Origin of the sequence: Paenibacillus septentrionalis, assembly GCF_042659865.1 — a bacterium.
GTDB classification, from domain to species: domain Bacteria; phylum Bacillota; class Bacilli; order Paenibacillales; family Paenibacillaceae; genus Pristimantibacillus; species Pristimantibacillus septentrionalis.
This window is the reverse complement of record NZ_JBHSTE010000002.1, coordinates 175,204-189,688: the sequence shown is the minus strand read 5'-3', so window position 1 is coordinate 189,688 and position 14,485 is coordinate 175,204. Positions and strand designations below refer to the sequence as shown.

Annotated in this window: 16 protein-coding genes; 12 read left to right on the top strand and 4 right to left on the bottom strand. The window is 44.3% G+C overall.

Annotation, left to right across the window (positions count from 1 at the left end; translation table 11 throughout):
- The first annotated feature begins 230 nt into the window (after nt 1-230).
- The 5 genes from pdhA to ACFP56_RS05775 all read left to right on the top strand — a co-directional run bounded on the left by pdhA (nt 231) and on the right by ACFP56_RS05775 (nt 5,675).
- Nucleotides 231-1,298, top strand: coding sequence for a pyruvate dehydrogenase (acetyl-transferring) E1 component subunit alpha (gene pdhA / locus ACFP56_RS05795; RefSeq protein ID WP_379232169.1), 1,068 nt, complete (start codon nt 231-233; stop codon nt 1,296-1,298).
- A 19-nt stretch (nt 1,299-1,317) separates the two neighbouring features.
- On the top strand, nt 1,318-2,295 hold the full coding sequence (locus tag ACFP56_RS05790) for an alpha-ketoacid dehydrogenase subunit beta (RefSeq protein ID WP_379232167.1): 978 nt from the start codon (nt 1,318-1,320) through the stop codon (nt 2,293-2,295).
- A 79-nt stretch (nt 2,296-2,374) separates the two neighbouring features.
- Nucleotides 2,375-3,649 (top strand): dihydrolipoamide acetyltransferase family protein, encoded by a 1,275-nt coding sequence (locus ACFP56_RS05785; RefSeq protein ID WP_379232165.1) that lies wholly within the window; start codon nt 2,375-2,377, stop codon nt 3,647-3,649.
- A gap of 3 nt (nt 3,650-3,652) precedes the next feature.
- Complete coding sequence (lpdA, locus tag ACFP56_RS05780; RefSeq protein WP_379232163.1) at nt 3,653-5,074, top strand: dihydrolipoyl dehydrogenase; 1,422 nt, start codon at nt 3,653-3,655, stop codon at nt 5,072-5,074.
- Nucleotides 5,075-5,177: 103 nt separating this feature from the next.
- Entirely contained in the window at nt 5,178-5,675 is a 498-nt protein-coding gene (locus ACFP56_RS05775; protein ID WP_379232161.1) for an acyl-CoA thioesterase, read from the top strand.
- A gap of 233 nt (nt 5,676-5,908) precedes the next feature.
- Here the strand turns inward: ACFP56_RS05775 and ACFP56_RS05770 are convergent, their stop codons facing one another.
- The 4 genes from ACFP56_RS05770 to thpR form a co-directional block, all read right to left on the bottom strand.
- On the bottom strand, nt 5,909-6,478 hold the full coding sequence (locus ACFP56_RS05770; RefSeq protein ID WP_379232158.1) for a manganese catalase family protein: 570 nt from the start codon (nt 6,476-6,478) through the stop codon (nt 5,909-5,911).
- Between the two features lie 24 nt (nt 6,479-6,502).
- Nucleotides 6,503-6,769 (bottom strand): spore coat protein CotJB, encoded by a 267-nt coding sequence (locus ACFP56_RS05765; RefSeq protein WP_379232156.1) that lies wholly within the window; start codon nt 6,767-6,769, stop codon nt 6,503-6,505.
- 9 nt (nt 6,770-6,778) lie between these two features.
- Nucleotides 6,779-6,988 (bottom strand): spore coat associated protein CotJA, encoded by a 210-nt coding sequence (locus tag ACFP56_RS05760; RefSeq protein WP_379232154.1) that lies wholly within the window; start codon nt 6,986-6,988, stop codon nt 6,779-6,781.
- 113 nt (nt 6,989-7,101) lie between these two features.
- A complete protein-coding gene (thpR, locus tag ACFP56_RS05755) occupies nt 7,102-7,647 on the bottom strand; it encodes an RNA 2',3'-cyclic phosphodiesterase (RefSeq protein WP_379232152.1) in 546 nt (181 codons plus the stop codon).
- Nucleotides 7,648-7,795: 148 nt separating this feature from the next.
- Between thpR and ACFP56_RS05750 the strand changes: the two genes are divergently transcribed.
- From ACFP56_RS05750 to ACFP56_RS05720, 7 genes are all read left to right on the top strand, one after another.
- The gene (locus tag ACFP56_RS05750) at nt 7,796-8,752 is read left to right on the top strand and encodes a thymidylate synthase (RefSeq protein WP_379232150.1); all 957 of its coding nucleotides are present in this window, start codon (nt 7,796-7,798) and stop codon (nt 8,750-8,752) included.
- Between the two features lie 10 nt (nt 8,753-8,762).
- Nucleotides 8,763-9,251 (top strand): type 3 dihydrofolate reductase, encoded by a 489-nt coding sequence (gene folA / locus ACFP56_RS05745; protein WP_379232148.1) that lies wholly within the window; start codon nt 8,763-8,765, stop codon nt 9,249-9,251.
- Nucleotides 9,252-9,456: 205 nt separating this feature from the next.
- Nucleotides 9,457-10,944: a glutamate synthase subunit beta gene (locus tag ACFP56_RS05740; RefSeq protein ID WP_379232146.1), complete on the top strand. Its 1,488-nt coding sequence runs from the start codon at nt 9,457-9,459 to the stop codon at nt 10,942-10,944.
- Between the two features lie 186 nt (nt 10,945-11,130).
- On the top strand, nt 11,131-11,451 hold the full coding sequence (locus tag ACFP56_RS05735) for a hypothetical protein (RefSeq protein WP_379232144.1): 321 nt from the start codon (nt 11,131-11,133) through the stop codon (nt 11,449-11,451).
- An 86-nt stretch (nt 11,452-11,537) separates the two neighbouring features.
- A complete protein-coding gene (locus ACFP56_RS05730) occupies nt 11,538-12,536 on the top strand; it encodes a hypothetical protein (RefSeq protein ID WP_379232142.1) in 999 nt (332 codons plus the stop codon).
- Between the two features lie 205 nt (nt 12,537-12,741).
- Nucleotides 12,742-13,374 (top strand): TetR/AcrR family transcriptional regulator, encoded by a 633-nt coding sequence (locus ACFP56_RS05725; RefSeq protein WP_379232140.1) that lies wholly within the window; start codon nt 12,742-12,744, stop codon nt 13,372-13,374.
- Between the two features lie 37 nt (nt 13,375-13,411).
- On the top strand, nt 13,412-14,350 hold the full coding sequence (locus ACFP56_RS05720) for an alpha/beta fold hydrolase (protein WP_379232138.1): 939 nt from the start codon (nt 13,412-13,414) through the stop codon (nt 14,348-14,350).
- Nucleotides 14,351-14,485 lie beyond the last annotated feature (135 nt).

The following is a 14,485-nucleotide window of genomic DNA, read 5'->3' as shown; positions in this document are numbered from 1 at the left end:
AATAAATGGTGTCCTGTAAAAAGATTGCAAAAAACAGCTTTGTATTATGCTGTTATACTGAAATTATGTAGCTGTTATAACTACAATTCTGCGGTCAAATGATGAGAATTCGCTAAAATTATAGAGATTTCACTTTTTTGCTTTGACCATCTGCATTAAACAGCGGTATAATAATTCTATAACAGAGACACACAATTTTCAAATATTTTAAGATGAGGTGAGCGTTCTCAATGAGCAAATTGCCATATGAGGTTCAAACTGAACCGGTTACACCGCTATCCGTTCTTACACTTGATGGTGACGTAGCAAATCCGGAGTATATGCCAGAACTTACTGATGATCAGTTAAAAGAAATTATGTATCGCATGGTTTTCACACGTACGTGGGACGAACGTGCCATTAATCTTGGTCGTCAAGGTCGTCTTGGCTTCTATGCACCAGTATCTGGTCAAGAAGCTTCTATGATCGGTAGTGAGTATGCACTGAATAAAGAAGACTTTATTTGCCCGGGCTACCGCGACATGCCGCAAATCGTTTGGCATGGTCTGCCTTTGTATCAAGCGTTCCTATATTCTCGTGGTCATCAACATGGTGGTCAAATTCCTGAAGGCGTAAACGTACTTATGCCGCAAATTATTATCGGTGCGCAAGTGTTGCATGCAATGGGCGTAGCGATGGCATTCAAGAAAAAAGGCGAAAAACGCGTAGCGATTACGTACACTGGTGACGGTGGTTCGTCTGAGGGCGATTTCTACGAAGCGCTTAACTTTGCTGGAGCATTCAAATTGCCTGCAGTATTTGTTGTTCAAAACAACGGCTATGCGATTACAACGCCTTATGCGAAGCAAACAGCAGCACTTTCTGTTGCGCATAAAGCTATTGCAGCTGGTATCGTAGGTCAACAAATTGATGGTATGGACGTTCTTGCTGTAATTAAAGCAGTTCAAGACGCTGCAAAACGCGGCTATGACGGTGAAGGCGCAACATTGCTTGAGCTTATTACGTACCGCTATCGTCCACATTCACTTGCGGATGATACGACTAAATATCGTACAAAAGAAGAAGAAGCAGAAAAAGCATTGCTTGATCCACTTACTCGCTTCGGCAAATTCCTTGAGAAAAAGGGTCTTTGGACAGAAGAAGATACAGCTCGCGTAAAAGAAGAAGCAAAAGCGGCTGTTGCAGAGCATATCAAAAAAGCTGAGCAAACAGAAAAAATGACTGTTAGCGGTCTAATTGATTCTATGTTCGAAACAACACCGCAATATTTGCAAGCTCAAAAAGCTGATTTCGAGTAATAGGGAGGATTAATCGACAATGGCACAAATGAATATGTTAGAAGCAATTCGCGACGCGATGCGCATTGAACTTACACGTGATCCTAACGTTGTCATCTTCGGCGAAGACGTAGGACATGTCGGCGGTGTATTCCGTGTAACGGAAGGTTTGCAAAAAGAATTTGGAGAAGAGCGTGTATTCGATACTCCACTAGCTGAATCAGCGATTGCTGGTATGGCAGTAGGTATGGGTATTCAAGGATTCCGTCCAATCGCAGAAATCCAATTCGTTGGTTTTATTTTCGAAGCGCTTGACCAAATGTTCGTACAAGCGGCTCGTATGCGCTACCGTTCTGGTGGTCGCTACAACTCGCCAATCGTATTCCGTACACCTTTTGGTGGCGGTGTAAAAGCGGCTGAGCTTCATACAGACGCTCTTGAAGGCTTGGCACTTCAAACTCCTGGTATTAAAGTAGTTATCCCTTCAAATCCATACGATGCAAAAGGTCTTATGATCTCTGCAATTCGTGATAACGACCCAGTATTCTTCATGGAGCACCTTAACCTGTACCGTGCTTTCCGTGATGAGGTTCCTGAGGGCGAATATACCGTTGAAATCGGTAAAGCAAATGTCGTGAAGGAAGGTAAGGATGTTACAATTCTTGCTTACGGCATGATGGTTCACACTGCGAAAAAAGCAGCGGATGAGCTTGAAAAGCAAGGCGTTAACGTTGAAATTATCGACCTTCGCTCGATTGTTCCGCTTGATATTGATACAATTGTTGCTTCTATTAAGAAAACAAACCGTTGCATCGTGGTTCAAGAAGCACAAAAAACTTCTGGTGCAGCTGCAGAAATTATTGCTCAAATCAATGAAAATGCGATCTTGCATCTTGAAGCTCCAGTGCTTCGTGTTGCAGGTCCGGATACGGTTTATCCATTTGCTCAAATTGAGGATCAATGGCTTCCAACTCCAGCCCGCATTATTAAAGCAGTAAACGATGTACTAAACTTCTAAGTGTAACGACATACTGAAAAAGAATGAAATTGTGACAGCCTGCTCTTATGCAGGCTGTACAACAAGGAGGTAACTATCGGTGGCTAAATTCGAATACCGATTCCCAGAGCTAGGTGAAGGTCTTCACGAAGGTGAAATTGTTAAAGTTCTAATCGCTCCAGGTCAAGCTGTAACGGATGACGATGTCATTATGGAGGTTCAAAACGACAAAGCGATCGTTGAGGTTCCATGTCCGGTTAACGGTAAAGTGGTTGAAGTTCTAATGAAGGACGGAGACGTTAAAAAGGTTGGCGAGGTTGTAGCCATTATTGAAGCTGAAGGCGATATTCCTGAAGGCTTTGGCGCACCAGCTGAGGAAGCAAAAGAGGAAGCTCCAGCGGCAGCAGCAGCTCCTACTGCACCTGCAGCAGAAGCAGCGGCTCCAGCATCTGAAGGCGCAGTTGTTCTTGCAACACCTAGCGTTCGCAAATTCGCTCGCGAGCAAGGTGTAGATATTACGCAAGTTGCTGGCACTGGTAAAAACGGTCGTGTAACTCGCGAGGATATCGCAGGCTTTACTGGCGCAGCTCCAGCAGCGGCAGAAGCTCCGGCTCAAGAAGCAGCGGCTCCAGCTGAAAAAGCGGCAGCTCCAGTTGTTTCTGGTGGCGCATATCGTCCTGAAGAGCGCGTTCCATTCAAAGGTATCCGTAAAGTCATTGCTGGCGCAATGTCCAAATCTGTGTACACAGCTCCTCACGTTACCATTATGGATGAGGTAGATGTAACAGAGCTTGTTGCACTACGCACAAAATACAAGCCGTATGCAGAAAACCGCGGTTCAAAACTTACTTACTTGCCATTTATCGTAAAAGCTCTTGTATCTGCTTGCCGCGAGTTCCCAATCATGAACTCTACGCTTGATGAGGCTAACCAAGAGATTGTTTACCGTAAATTCTACAACGTAGGTATTGCTACAGATACTGAAAATGGCTTGATCGTACCAGTTATCGAGGATGCTGATCGTAAAAACCTATTTACAATCGCAGATAACATTAAAGATCTAGCTGTACGTGGCCGTGAAGGCAAGCTTTCTCCTAATGAGCTAAAAGGCAGCACGATTACGATCTCTAACATCGGTTCTGCTGGCGGTATGTTCTTTACACCAGTGATTAACTTCCCAGAGGTTGCAATTCTAGGAACAGGCCGTATCTCTGAAAAAGCTGTTGTTCGCAATGGTGAGCTAGTTGCTGCGCCAGTAATGGCACTATCTCTAAGCTTTGACCACCGTCTAATTGATGGAGCGACAGCACAAAACTTCATGAACCACATTAAAAAGCTTTTGGCACAGCCTGAGCTATTCATTATGGAGGTGTAAGATATGGTAGTAGGAGACGCTTCTCTAGATATTGACACATTAGTAATTGGTGCTGGCCCTGGTGGTTATGTTGCAGCAATTCGTGCAGCACAGCTTGGTCAAAAAGTACTTTGTGTAGATAAAGCAAATGTTGGCGGTGTTTGTCTTAACGTTGGATGTATCCCATCTAAAGCGTTGATTTCCGCTTCTCACCAATATGAAAATGCGCTTCATGCTGAAACATTCGGTATCGAAATCAGCAAGCCTAACGTTGACTGGAACAAGGTTCAAGACTTCAAGAACAAAATTGTTTCTCAACTAACTGGCGGTGTTGCGGGACTTCTAAAAGCGAACAAAGTTGACTACTTCAACGGGGAAGTCATGTTTATTAACGAAAACGAAGCTCGCGTATTTAACGATGCGGAAGCTCCTCGTTACCGTTTCAAAAACTGCATTATTGCAACAGGCTCTCGTCCAATCGAGCTGAAAGCTTTCCCATATAGCGGACGCATTGTTTCTTCTACAGAAGCTTTGTCTCTGCCAGAAATTCCGAAGAGCATCGTCGTAATCGGCGGTGGCTACATCGGGATCGAGCTTAGCCAAATGTACTCTAACTACGGTACGCAAGTTACAGTTATCGAAGGCTCTGATTCCATTCTTCCGGGCTTTGATAAGGATGTATCTGCTGTTGTGGCGAAGAAATTCAAAGCAAAAGGCGCTAACATCATCACTGGCGCTCAAGCGAAGTCCGCAACTCAAACAGATAAAGATGTAACGGTAACGTATACTGTTGGCGATAAAGAAGAGTCTGTAACAGCAGATTACCTTCTTGTAACTGTTGGTCGTCGTCCAAATACAGACGGTGAGCTTGGTCTTGATCTAATCGGCATCGAAATGACGGATCGCGGTCTAGTTAAGGTTGACGAGTTCGGTCGTACTAACCATAAGCATATCTATGCAATTGGTGATATCGTACCAGGTCTTGCACTTGCTCATAAAGCAATGTATGAAGGTCGCGTAGCTGCTGAGCATATCGCTGGCGAAGCTTCTGCAGTTGACTACAAAGCGATCCCTGCTGTGTGCTTCTCTGATCCGGAAATCGGCAGCGTAGGTATTAGCGAATCGGAAGCGAAAGCTCAAGGTCTAAACGTTACAGTTGGTAAATTCAACTATGGCGCTAACGGTCGTGCAATGAGCTTGAACGCTACTGAAGGCTTCGTTAAATTGATCGGTGATGCAGAAACTGGTCTATTGCTAGGTGCGCAAATCGTAGGTATCGAAGCTTCCAACATGATTGCTGAGCTTGCGCTTGCAATCGAAATGGGTGCAACGGTTGAAGATATCGCACTTACCATCCATGCTCACCCAACACTAGGTGAAATTGTATTGGATGCTGCTGAAATGCTTCTAGGTCATCCAATTCACGCAGTCGCTAAGAAAAAGTAATTGTGCATTAAATTATAGATATTGTTACTAGAATGGTTTCAGGCTGTATATGTGTCGCATATACGGCCTGAAGCCTTTTTATTACATAATAGGAGGTGTTATGATGAGCGAGCATAAAAAGAAACCTTCAGAGTCTATGACACTCATGACGCAATTAATCTTTCCGTCCGATACGAATCATTACGATACGATGTTTGGTGGACGCCTAATGGAATACATGGATAAAGCAGCAGCAATCGCGGCGATGCGTCACGCAAGAACACGCTGCGTCACAGCTTCGATGGATAGTATTGATTTTTTGGCTCCAATTATGATTGGAGAGGTTATTGAAGTGAAAGCTTTTGTTTCATGGACACATCGCAGCTCAATGGAAATTTATGTGACGGTAACAAGCGAGAATTTGTTCAGCGGGGAAAAGAAACATAATGTTGAGGCATTTTTCACATTTGTGGCATTGGACGAAGCTGGAAAACCGACACCAGTAGTAGGGGTAGAGCCAGAGACGAAGCTTGAGAAAGAGCTGTTTGCCAGTGCGCCAGAGCGTCATGATTCAAGAAGAAAAAGAAAGCTGGAACGCAAAAATTCAGCGCTCCAGTCATGAACATGACGAGACATATGATGCGGCATATCATGTACTCCTACTTGTAATCGCGAGTATGTGATATGTCTTTTTTTTTTTTTGCGCTTTAGACAAGGATGAAATGAAGCGAGCATACATATTTTGATTGTGGTGTAAATAAGATAGAAATATAGGGCTTGACCTAGAAAAGCAGGATATACAAAAAAATAAGCCCCTGAATGGAGCTTATTCGGTATGAAAGATATGAATGCGTATTAGAAGAATCGTTTCTCTGCTTGCTTTTCTTTAAGAATTTCAACGGCTTCACGGAACCGAAGAGAATGGACAATTTCACGCTCTCGTAAAAACTTTAAGCTGTCTTGCAAATCAACATCATCAGTAAGATCGATGAGCCACTGATAGGTTGCTCTTGCTTTTTCCTCTGCTGCGATATCCTCATACAAATCAGCAATCGGATCGCCCTTGGCTTGAATATAGGAGGCTGTCCACGGTACACCAGAGGCGTTATTATAGAACAGTGCACTGTCATGCGCGGCGAAGTGGGGACCTAAGCCAGCTGCCTTTAATTGCTCTGGTGTCGCATCTTTTGTCAACTTGTAGATCATGGTAGCAATCATCTCAAGATGCGCAAATTCCTCAGTACCGATATCAGTAAGTAGTCCAATTACTTTATCTGGTATCGTATAGCGTTGATTCAAGTAGCGCAGTGCAGCTGCAAGCTCTCCGTCAGCGCCGCCGTACTGCTCCATGAGAAGCTTCGCCATCATTGGATCGCACTTGCTCACCCTAACCGGGTATTGCAGCTTTTTTTCATAAATCCACATAGTTAACCTCCACTCAAATACGGATTAAACTTGCCAAGGCCACGGAACATCAACCCATTGCCATCTGTCAGACTGCTCCATGCTGTGCCCAAAATGCATAAGCGGTCCATAGTTTGCTTCATAATGCTGGGCTACGCGTTTGCGCAATTCGGCGAACTGATTGAACTGCTGCAAAGCTGCCGCATCCGTAGGGTGCGTATCAAGATATAGATTAAGTTCGACTAAGACAAAGTCAATAGCCTGCAATTCATGAAGCAGGGTGTAGTAGGCTTCGTCAAGCTGAATGCTCATAAAAAACGATCAACTCCTTTGTTCTTTGCCGTATGGACTATAAAGCGGCTGCCAAAGCGTGCCGAGCCTTAAAGCGTCATATGGCTGAAATTGTGGCCAATTTGGAGGTTGAAACGTCACGAACAGATTAGGGGGAACGACAAATTTTTTGACTCCAATTGGCGGGCAGGGGTCGAAGGGACCCGCAAAAACCTCAAAGTAACGGTCTTGATCGCTCATAACAGACTCCTTTCATTCGTTATCTACTTAAGACTATGTTGCGAGACGCGGCGAATATGCAAAAAATATAAGGAGAAATCCTTGTTAGACGTGAATTTTTGATGATCACTAGACTACAGATCAAAAGTGTGCAGCGCACGGTACATTGGCGTACTTCCCAACTGGCTGCTCATAAGCTCTAATCGGTCTACTTGCCACTGCAATACGCCCTCCAGCTCAGCGAGCTCCGATAGCTGGAAATTGCTATCTCCCTTGTAGTCTCTTGCTAATGTAATATGAGCGCGAAATTCGCGTTTTTCCTGCTCGTAGCCGAGCAAAGCCATATGTTCAGACACTTGCTGCTGCAGCTCCTTAAGTGCATTTTCTGGATTCTCGGCAGATGCCCACAAAATGCGCGGATTCCCCTTAGGTCCGAATACACCGATACGACCAATTGACAGCATAAATCGATCTGACTTAACTTGCTGAAGGGAACTGATAATGTCTGGAATGCGTTGTTCAGCTGTTTCGCCCAGAAATTGCAGTGTAATGTGATAATCGCTCGGGTGAGTCCATTTTCTAAAGGGCTGTTTTTTCTTATGTGTGCGTGCCCAATTGTCTAAAACATCTCTTACTTGGTCTGATACTGGAACAGCGATAAATAATCGTGGGTTTGACATGTTTTTCATGCTCCTTTATGTATGGATAGCGGCAGTTAAGCCTAACCATAGCTTCTCCGCCGCTGAGCAACCTATTCTTGATTTGTTCTAATCTACGCTCCAATATGGTATAATGGCTCGAAATGAATCATAACTGGGAGTGAATAATGTGCATACAAGTGAACAAGCCTATCTTCAGCTGCTGAAGGATTGCTTGGAAAATGGAGAGCGAAAAGAAGATCGCACAGGAACGGGAACGATCTCGATATTTGGCTATCAAATGCGCTTTCCTCTAGCTGAGGGCTTTCCATTATTAACGACAAAGCGAGTTCCTTTTAAGCTTGTTGCTAGTGAGCTGCTCTGGTTTATTAAGGGCGATACTAATATTAAATATTTGCTACAGCATAATAATAACATTTGGAACGAATGGGCGTTTAAGCGCTGGGTGGAATCTGAGGACTACCAGGGACCTGATATGACAAATTTCGGCTTGCGCTCACAGCAGGATGAGGCATTTGCTAAGCTATATGAAGAACAGCTTGATCAATTTAAGGAGCGAGTTCTTCACGAGGATGAATTTGCAGCCAAATACGGCGAGCTGGGCGATGTATACGGCAAGCAATGGCGGGCGTGGCGTACAACTCAGAACGATGTGATTGACCAGCTGGCTGATGTAATCAAAACGATTAAGCAAAATCCCGACTCGCGTCGAATGATTGTGTCGGCTTGGAATCCTGAAGATATTCCGTCGATGGCGCTGCCGCCTTGTCATACGATGTTCCAGTTTTATGTGTCTGGCGGCAAGCTAAGCTGTCAGCTATATCAGCGCAGCGGCGATATTTTCTTAGGCATTCCATTTAATATTGCAAGCTATGCGCTGCTGACACATCTGATCGCGCATGAATGTGGGTTGGAGGTAGGAGACTTCATCCACACGCTGGGAGACGCTCATATATACCTGAATCACGTAGAGCAGATCAAGACACAGCTTGCGAGAGAGCCTCGTGCCTTGCCTAAGCTTGTTCTGAATACGGACAAGACCTCGGTGTTTGATTTTGAACTGGAGGATCTGAAGCTTGAAGGCTATGACCCTCATCCAACAATAAAAGCGCCAGTCGCGGTATAGGAGGGGTTCGATGAGTATTTCGTTAATAGCAGCAATGAGCAACGAGCGTGCGATTGGTTTAGATAACAAGATGCTATGGCATTTGCCAAAAGAGCTTGCTCATTTTAAGCGCACAACCTTGAATAAAACTGTGGTGATGGGGCGCAAAACCTACGAGTCTTTAGGTCGTCCATTGCCTAATCGACGCAACGTTATTATATCGAGACAGCGCGACCTGCATATTGAGGGTTGTGAAGTGGTGCATTCCGTAGAGGAGGCGCTGCAAAAGTACGGGGATGAAGAGCTGATGATTACTGGTGGCGGTGAAATCTACAAGCTATTTATGCCAATTTCTGACCGACTTTACTTAACAATCGTTGATGTAAATATTACAAATGCGGACGCGTATTTTCCAGAATTTAATGAGAATGAATTTCAAATAATCAGCTCTGAACATGTGGAAAAAGACGAAAAAAACCGTTATAGCTTTACAATCAATGTATATGACCGTGTAAAATAGTGCAAATTTCTCAATTTGTGATTGGAATATAAATTCATACAAAAAGTGCAAATGATTATGATGATAGTCCATTACTGAAACAGTCGTTCTGATGGTAGCATAGTTGTATAACTTACGGAACTAATGTCTCATAAGGAGACTGAATAAATTAGACTGCTTCAGCTTAATAAAAGCTGATGATTTCGGTAAATGGGGGAACGCTATCATGTCTATGCCAACTGGATTTATGGACTATCAAAGAGAAGTGCCTGCAGATCGTGATCCACTGCAACGTGTGAACGACTGGAGAGAGTTTCATAAGCACTTGCCAGAGCAACAATTGCAAACACAAGGTGCGCGCTGCATGGACTGTGGTACGCCTTATTGTCATACTGGAATTGAAATCGGAAATACGGTATCGGGCTGCCCTGTAAACAACCTGATTCCGGAGTGGAATAATCTTGTTTATCGTGGACAGTGGAAGGAAGCATTGGATCGTTTGCACAAAACGAACAATTTCCCGGAGTTTACAGGACGTGTGTGTCCTGCGCCATGTGAGGGGTCCTGTACAGTTGGCTTGATCGGCGATGCTGTAACGATTAAGACGATTGAGGAAGCGATAATTGAGCGCGGCTTTTCCGAGGGCTGGGTTGTACCGCAGCCTCCAAAAGAGCGTACGGGCAAAAAAGTAGCAGTAGTCGGTTCTGGTCCAGCAGGTCTTGCTGCGGCTGCACAGCTTAATAAAGCAGGTCATACGGTTACGGTGTATGAGCGCGCAGATCGTATCGGCGGATTGCTGACATACGGCATTCCGACAATGAAGCTTGAAAAGCATGTTGTGGATCGTCGTGTGAATTTGATGAAGCAAGAAGGTATTGAGTTTGTAACCAATACTGAAATCGGCAAGCATATTCCAGCAGCTGAGCTTCTAAATCAATTTGATGCAGTGGTTCTAGCACTTGGTGCAACAAAGGCTCGTTCAATTGAAATTGAGGGTTCTGATCTTAAAGGCATTTATCCGGCGATGGATTATTTGAACAGTACCATTAAAAGCTACCTGGATTCCAACCTTGAAGACGGCTCTTACATTGATGCAAAAGGCAAAAATGTTATCGTAATCGGTGGTGGTGACACAGGTACGGACTGTGTGGCAACTGCACTGCGTCATGGATGCAAATCGGTTGTTCAGTTCGGTACGGTAGCGAAAGCGCCAGAAAAGCGTGATCCTGTTACTAACCCATGGCCACAGTTCCCGAATGTGTATACGCTCGATTATGCGCATGAGGAAGCGAAAGCGGTGTTTGGCGAGGATCCGCGTCAATTCTCTATTCTAACTAAGAAATTTGTTGGCGATGAGAATGGCAATATTAAAGAACTTCATACGGTTCGCATTGAGCGTTATGTTGATGAAAACGGCCGTAAAATTTATAAAGAGCTTGAAGGTACAGAAGAGGTATGGCCTGTAGATATCGCACTTGTAGCGATTGGTTTCGAAGGACCTGAAGCAACGATCATTGAAGAATTGGCGCTTGCAACAGATTCTCGTTCCAACATTAAAGCACGCTACGGTGAATATCAAACGAGCGTTGAAGGTGTATATGCAGCTGGTGACGTTCGTCGTGGTCAAAGTCTTGTTGTATGGGCAATTAACGAGGGCAGACAAGTCGCTCGCGAAGTTGACAAGTATCTTATGGGCAGCTCCATGCTTCCATAAGCTTAATAGGATTAGAATAGGAGTGCCGGGCTGTAAAACCACAGCCGCGGTACTCTTTTTTGTATCGTTATTTTTAAGTAGGTGTTTAATAAATTTAGCTTGATAAGCTGCACATTTATTCTATTAAGGTCCGTGCAGTTATGTTAAAATAAGAAAATCGAGCTGGACAAGATAAGGAGAATAGAAGTGATTAAATACGGTTTGGATCAAATAGATGAGCTGAAATTTTTAGATTTTCACTTCACAATCGAGCGCCGCGATGATCAATGGATTGACGTAACGCTGACGCCGCAGTTGTCGTCATTGAGCGCACCGATTCCTCAGGATTTAGCGGAATTCACTATTTTAGTAATTTGCAATCATGCTGGTGCAATCGCTCAGATGGTGCCGCAGGATATCGGCTGCGACTGCGAATATCAGTTAACGTTTTCGGAGAAGGAACAGGTACGTTTGTTCATCGAGTCAATTGAGGAGCGCATTATCGCTGCGAGTACAGTTGAGTTGTAACAACGAAGTAGGCGTACTTGCAAGAAAACCAATATACGAGATGCAGCAAGGCAGGCATGGAATAATGATAAAGTGAGGCGAGCACTTTGGAGCAGCGGGATGTATTATCTGTAGATTCTGTTGACCGCATTCGTGTTTATGTCAAGCATAAATATCATCATTTGCCAAGAGAGAAGCATGCGGAAATTGTTGTTGATGCGATTGTAAAAATTATCGAACGTCAGCTGCCTGAGTTTGAAGCAACGATGAAGCAGCAAATTTGTCAGGCGCTCATTCAAGACATTGTAATCAAAGAAAAGCGTCCTGTCAGCCTTCACGATATTGATAGGGCATGTACAAACCAAATAGAACAGGTCTTCGGGAATGATGCTGCGGCACTCGAGCAATTCGAGCAATGGAGAACTCAAAACGGGATGGTATTATCCGAGCATGAACCTGAATGGGACAAGCTGCTCAGTCGAATTCAGAGGTGGTTTAAGCGGAGTAAACGAGCGTTGATGTATGCGTGTGGCTGCCTTGTTATCATGCTTGCTGCTTACGGCTTTAGCGTATTAAATGCCAGCTCGCTAGATCATGCTCTGCCGGCGATAGAAGATTCGGACGCAGTCACGATGGTGAATGCTGAAACAAGCTTACCTTCTAACGAACTGCCGCGTATGTATCAATATGCAGAGGTGGACCGTGACAAGCTGAAAGCCTATCTGGATACACGGCAATCGAAGCTCGTTGAGGAGCCGTATTTCGATGCGTTGCTTCGTACAGCGAAGGAATTTAATATTTCGCCGATTTTATTGTTTGCGATAACCGGTCAAGAGCAAGGCTTTGTTCATCGTGAGCATGAGCAGGCAGAAAGAATTGCAAACAATCCATTTAATGTGTTTCATAGCTGGCAGGATTATAATACAACGATAGAGGATTCAGCAGCGATAGCCGCACGCACGATCGTTAATCTAAGCAAGGATCGTCCAGAGGGTGTTGATGCGATAGTGTGGATTAATCGCAAATATGCAGAGGACCCTAACTGGTCAACAGGCGTTCTAAGTTTATTTGAGACAATTACGGCTTACATAAGCAATGATTTGTGATGATAGTTATGATCCAGCAAGTTATTTAACGGGCGTGTCAGAAGCTTGGCGAAAGCTGATTTCTGTACACGCCTTTTGTTGATTGTATCGAAGCTGCAACGAAGGTGAACGAACGTTAACTCTTGACATATGAACAGTTGTTCACCTAAACTGGAAGTAGTAAAAAGAAAATTATGGAAGTCCGATATAAATAGGAAGAAAGGAAGTGCGAGTCATAACTGCAAACGAAAGGACCGGTACCAAGCAGAAGATTTTAGAGGCCTCTATTGAGCTGTTCTCTCTGCATGGCTATAGTGCTGTGTCTGTTAGAGAAATAACAAAGCTTGTAGGCATAAAGGAAAGCGCCTTGTACAATCACTTTAAAACGAAGGATGAGATATTAGAAACGATATATTCCATCTTCCAATTTGAAATTAGCAGTAAAGCGTTGCCTCCCATTGATAGGCTAGAGGAGCTATTGCAGGACAACAACGTGGAATCCTTTCTGCTGCAAGGCTTTCATCGCTTCAAACAATCAGTCGACGAAGCCAACACGGTTAAAATATGGCGTATTCTTAATATTGAGCAGTTTAGAGATGTCAGAGCAAGGAAGCTGATTGTCGAGGATGTATATCAAAAGACAATTGATTTTCTGGAAGCAGCCTTCACGATCATGATTTCAAAAAGGATGATGAAGCAGGGGGAGCCTCGCTTGCTTGCTACTCAGTACCAATATCCTTTGTTTGCCTTCATGACGGAATACTTGTTGCTTTCTTGCGATCAAATCGATACAAAACCGTTGGAGCACCGTGTGGAGCAGCATATACGCTACTTTATTGCTGCTGTCAAAGTCAATTAAGCCGTAATTTTATCCTGTCTTAAAGGAGGGCTATTCATTGATACGGATTCAGCAGCAAGTCACACTCGGCAATGAGCATCAATGGTATATGGTCAGAGGTGAAAGCCTTGAGCTGCCGCTGCTATTGTTCTTACACGGTGGGCCTGGAAGTCCGCAAGCTGGCGCGCAGCATCGCTATAACCGTGAACTGGAGAAGTACTTTATCGTTGTGAACTGGGATCAGCGCGGGGCTGGTAAATCCTATCATCGTCATATTGATCCTGCTACAATGAATGTCGAGCAATTACTGTCAGATGCAACAGAGCTTGTACAGCATCTGCTGCGGCGATTCGAGAAACGTAAGCTGTATGTGATGGGGCATTCTATGGGCGCGCTGCTAGGTATGCAATTCATTAAGCGAAATCCGGATGTTGTTGCAGCATATGTAGGCATTAACCAGCCAGTTCATCGTGCGGAGGAAGAAGAACGAACACAGCAGTTCGTCATTGCTGAAAGCAGAAGAAGAAACCATCGAAAAGCGATTCGCGAGATGGAAGCAATGCGACCTGTTATAAATGGAAGCTTTGCGACGATGAAGGATCTGGTAAAGCAGCGCACTTGGCTTACGAAATTTGGCGGTGTTGCTTATAAAAAACAAGCAGTATGGTTTAACTTGAGCTGTCTGTTCAGTTCACACCTCACTTGGACGGAACGATTGCGCTTTATGAAAGGGTTCGCGTTTTCAAATCAATGCTTGTGGAACGAGCTGAATCGCATGAATTTGCTAGAAGATGTGCTTGAAGTCGAGGTTCCCGTTTATTTTATTATGGGCAGGCATGATCGAATAGTGCACGATACGATTCAGCATTACATTCAGCTGTTATCAGCTCCTAAAAAAAAGTTGATTGTGTTTGAGCAGTCAGGACATTTTGCTTGTTTCGAGGAAGCAGAGAGATTCAATCAGGTAATGATCGATATCGCTGCTCGCAGACGTTAATAGCAAACAATCTGCTTAGTGATAGTGTATTGAACGGCCAGGGCGTGTCTGTAGAGAGGCACTTTTTTCTTCTGATTCATTTTGTGTGCTGACTTACTCTCGGCATCCTTCACAAACACGCCTTACATGGAACGT

What these genes read in the sequence shown, in the direction of transcription:
- pdhA (WP_379232169.1), top strand. Translation starts at nt 231, where the DNA reads ATGAGCAAATTGCCATATGAGGTTCAAACTGAACCGGTTACACCGCTA.
- ACFP56_RS05790 (WP_379232167.1), top strand. Translation starts at nt 1,318, where the DNA reads ATGGCACAAATGAATATGTTAGAAGCAATTCGCGACGCGATGCGCATT.
- lpdA (WP_379232163.1), top strand. Translation starts at nt 3,653, where the DNA reads ATGGTAGTAGGAGACGCTTCTCTAGATATTGACACATTAGTAATTGGT.
- ACFP56_RS05775 (WP_379232161.1), top strand. Translation starts at nt 5,178, where the DNA reads ATGAGCGAGCATAAAAAGAAACCTTCAGAGTCTATGACACTCATGACG.
- ACFP56_RS05770 (WP_379232158.1), bottom strand. Translation starts at nt 6,478, where the DNA reads ATGTGGATTTATGAAAAAAAGCTGCAATACCCGGTTAGGGTGAGCAAG.
- ACFP56_RS05765 (WP_379232156.1), bottom strand. Translation starts at nt 6,769, where the DNA reads ATGAGCATTCAGCTTGACGAAGCCTACTACACCCTGCTTCATGAATTG.
- ACFP56_RS05760 (WP_379232154.1), bottom strand. Translation starts at nt 6,988, where the DNA reads ATGAGCGATCAAGACCGTTACTTTGAGGTTTTTGCGGGTCCCTTCGAC.
- thpR (WP_379232152.1), bottom strand. Translation starts at nt 7,647, where the DNA reads ATGTCAAACCCACGATTATTTATCGCTGTTCCAGTATCAGACCAAGTA.
- folA (WP_379232148.1), top strand. Translation starts at nt 8,763, where the DNA reads ATGAGTATTTCGTTAATAGCAGCAATGAGCAACGAGCGTGCGATTGGT.
- ACFP56_RS05740 (WP_379232146.1), top strand. Translation starts at nt 9,457, where the DNA reads ATGTCTATGCCAACTGGATTTATGGACTATCAAAGAGAAGTGCCTGCA.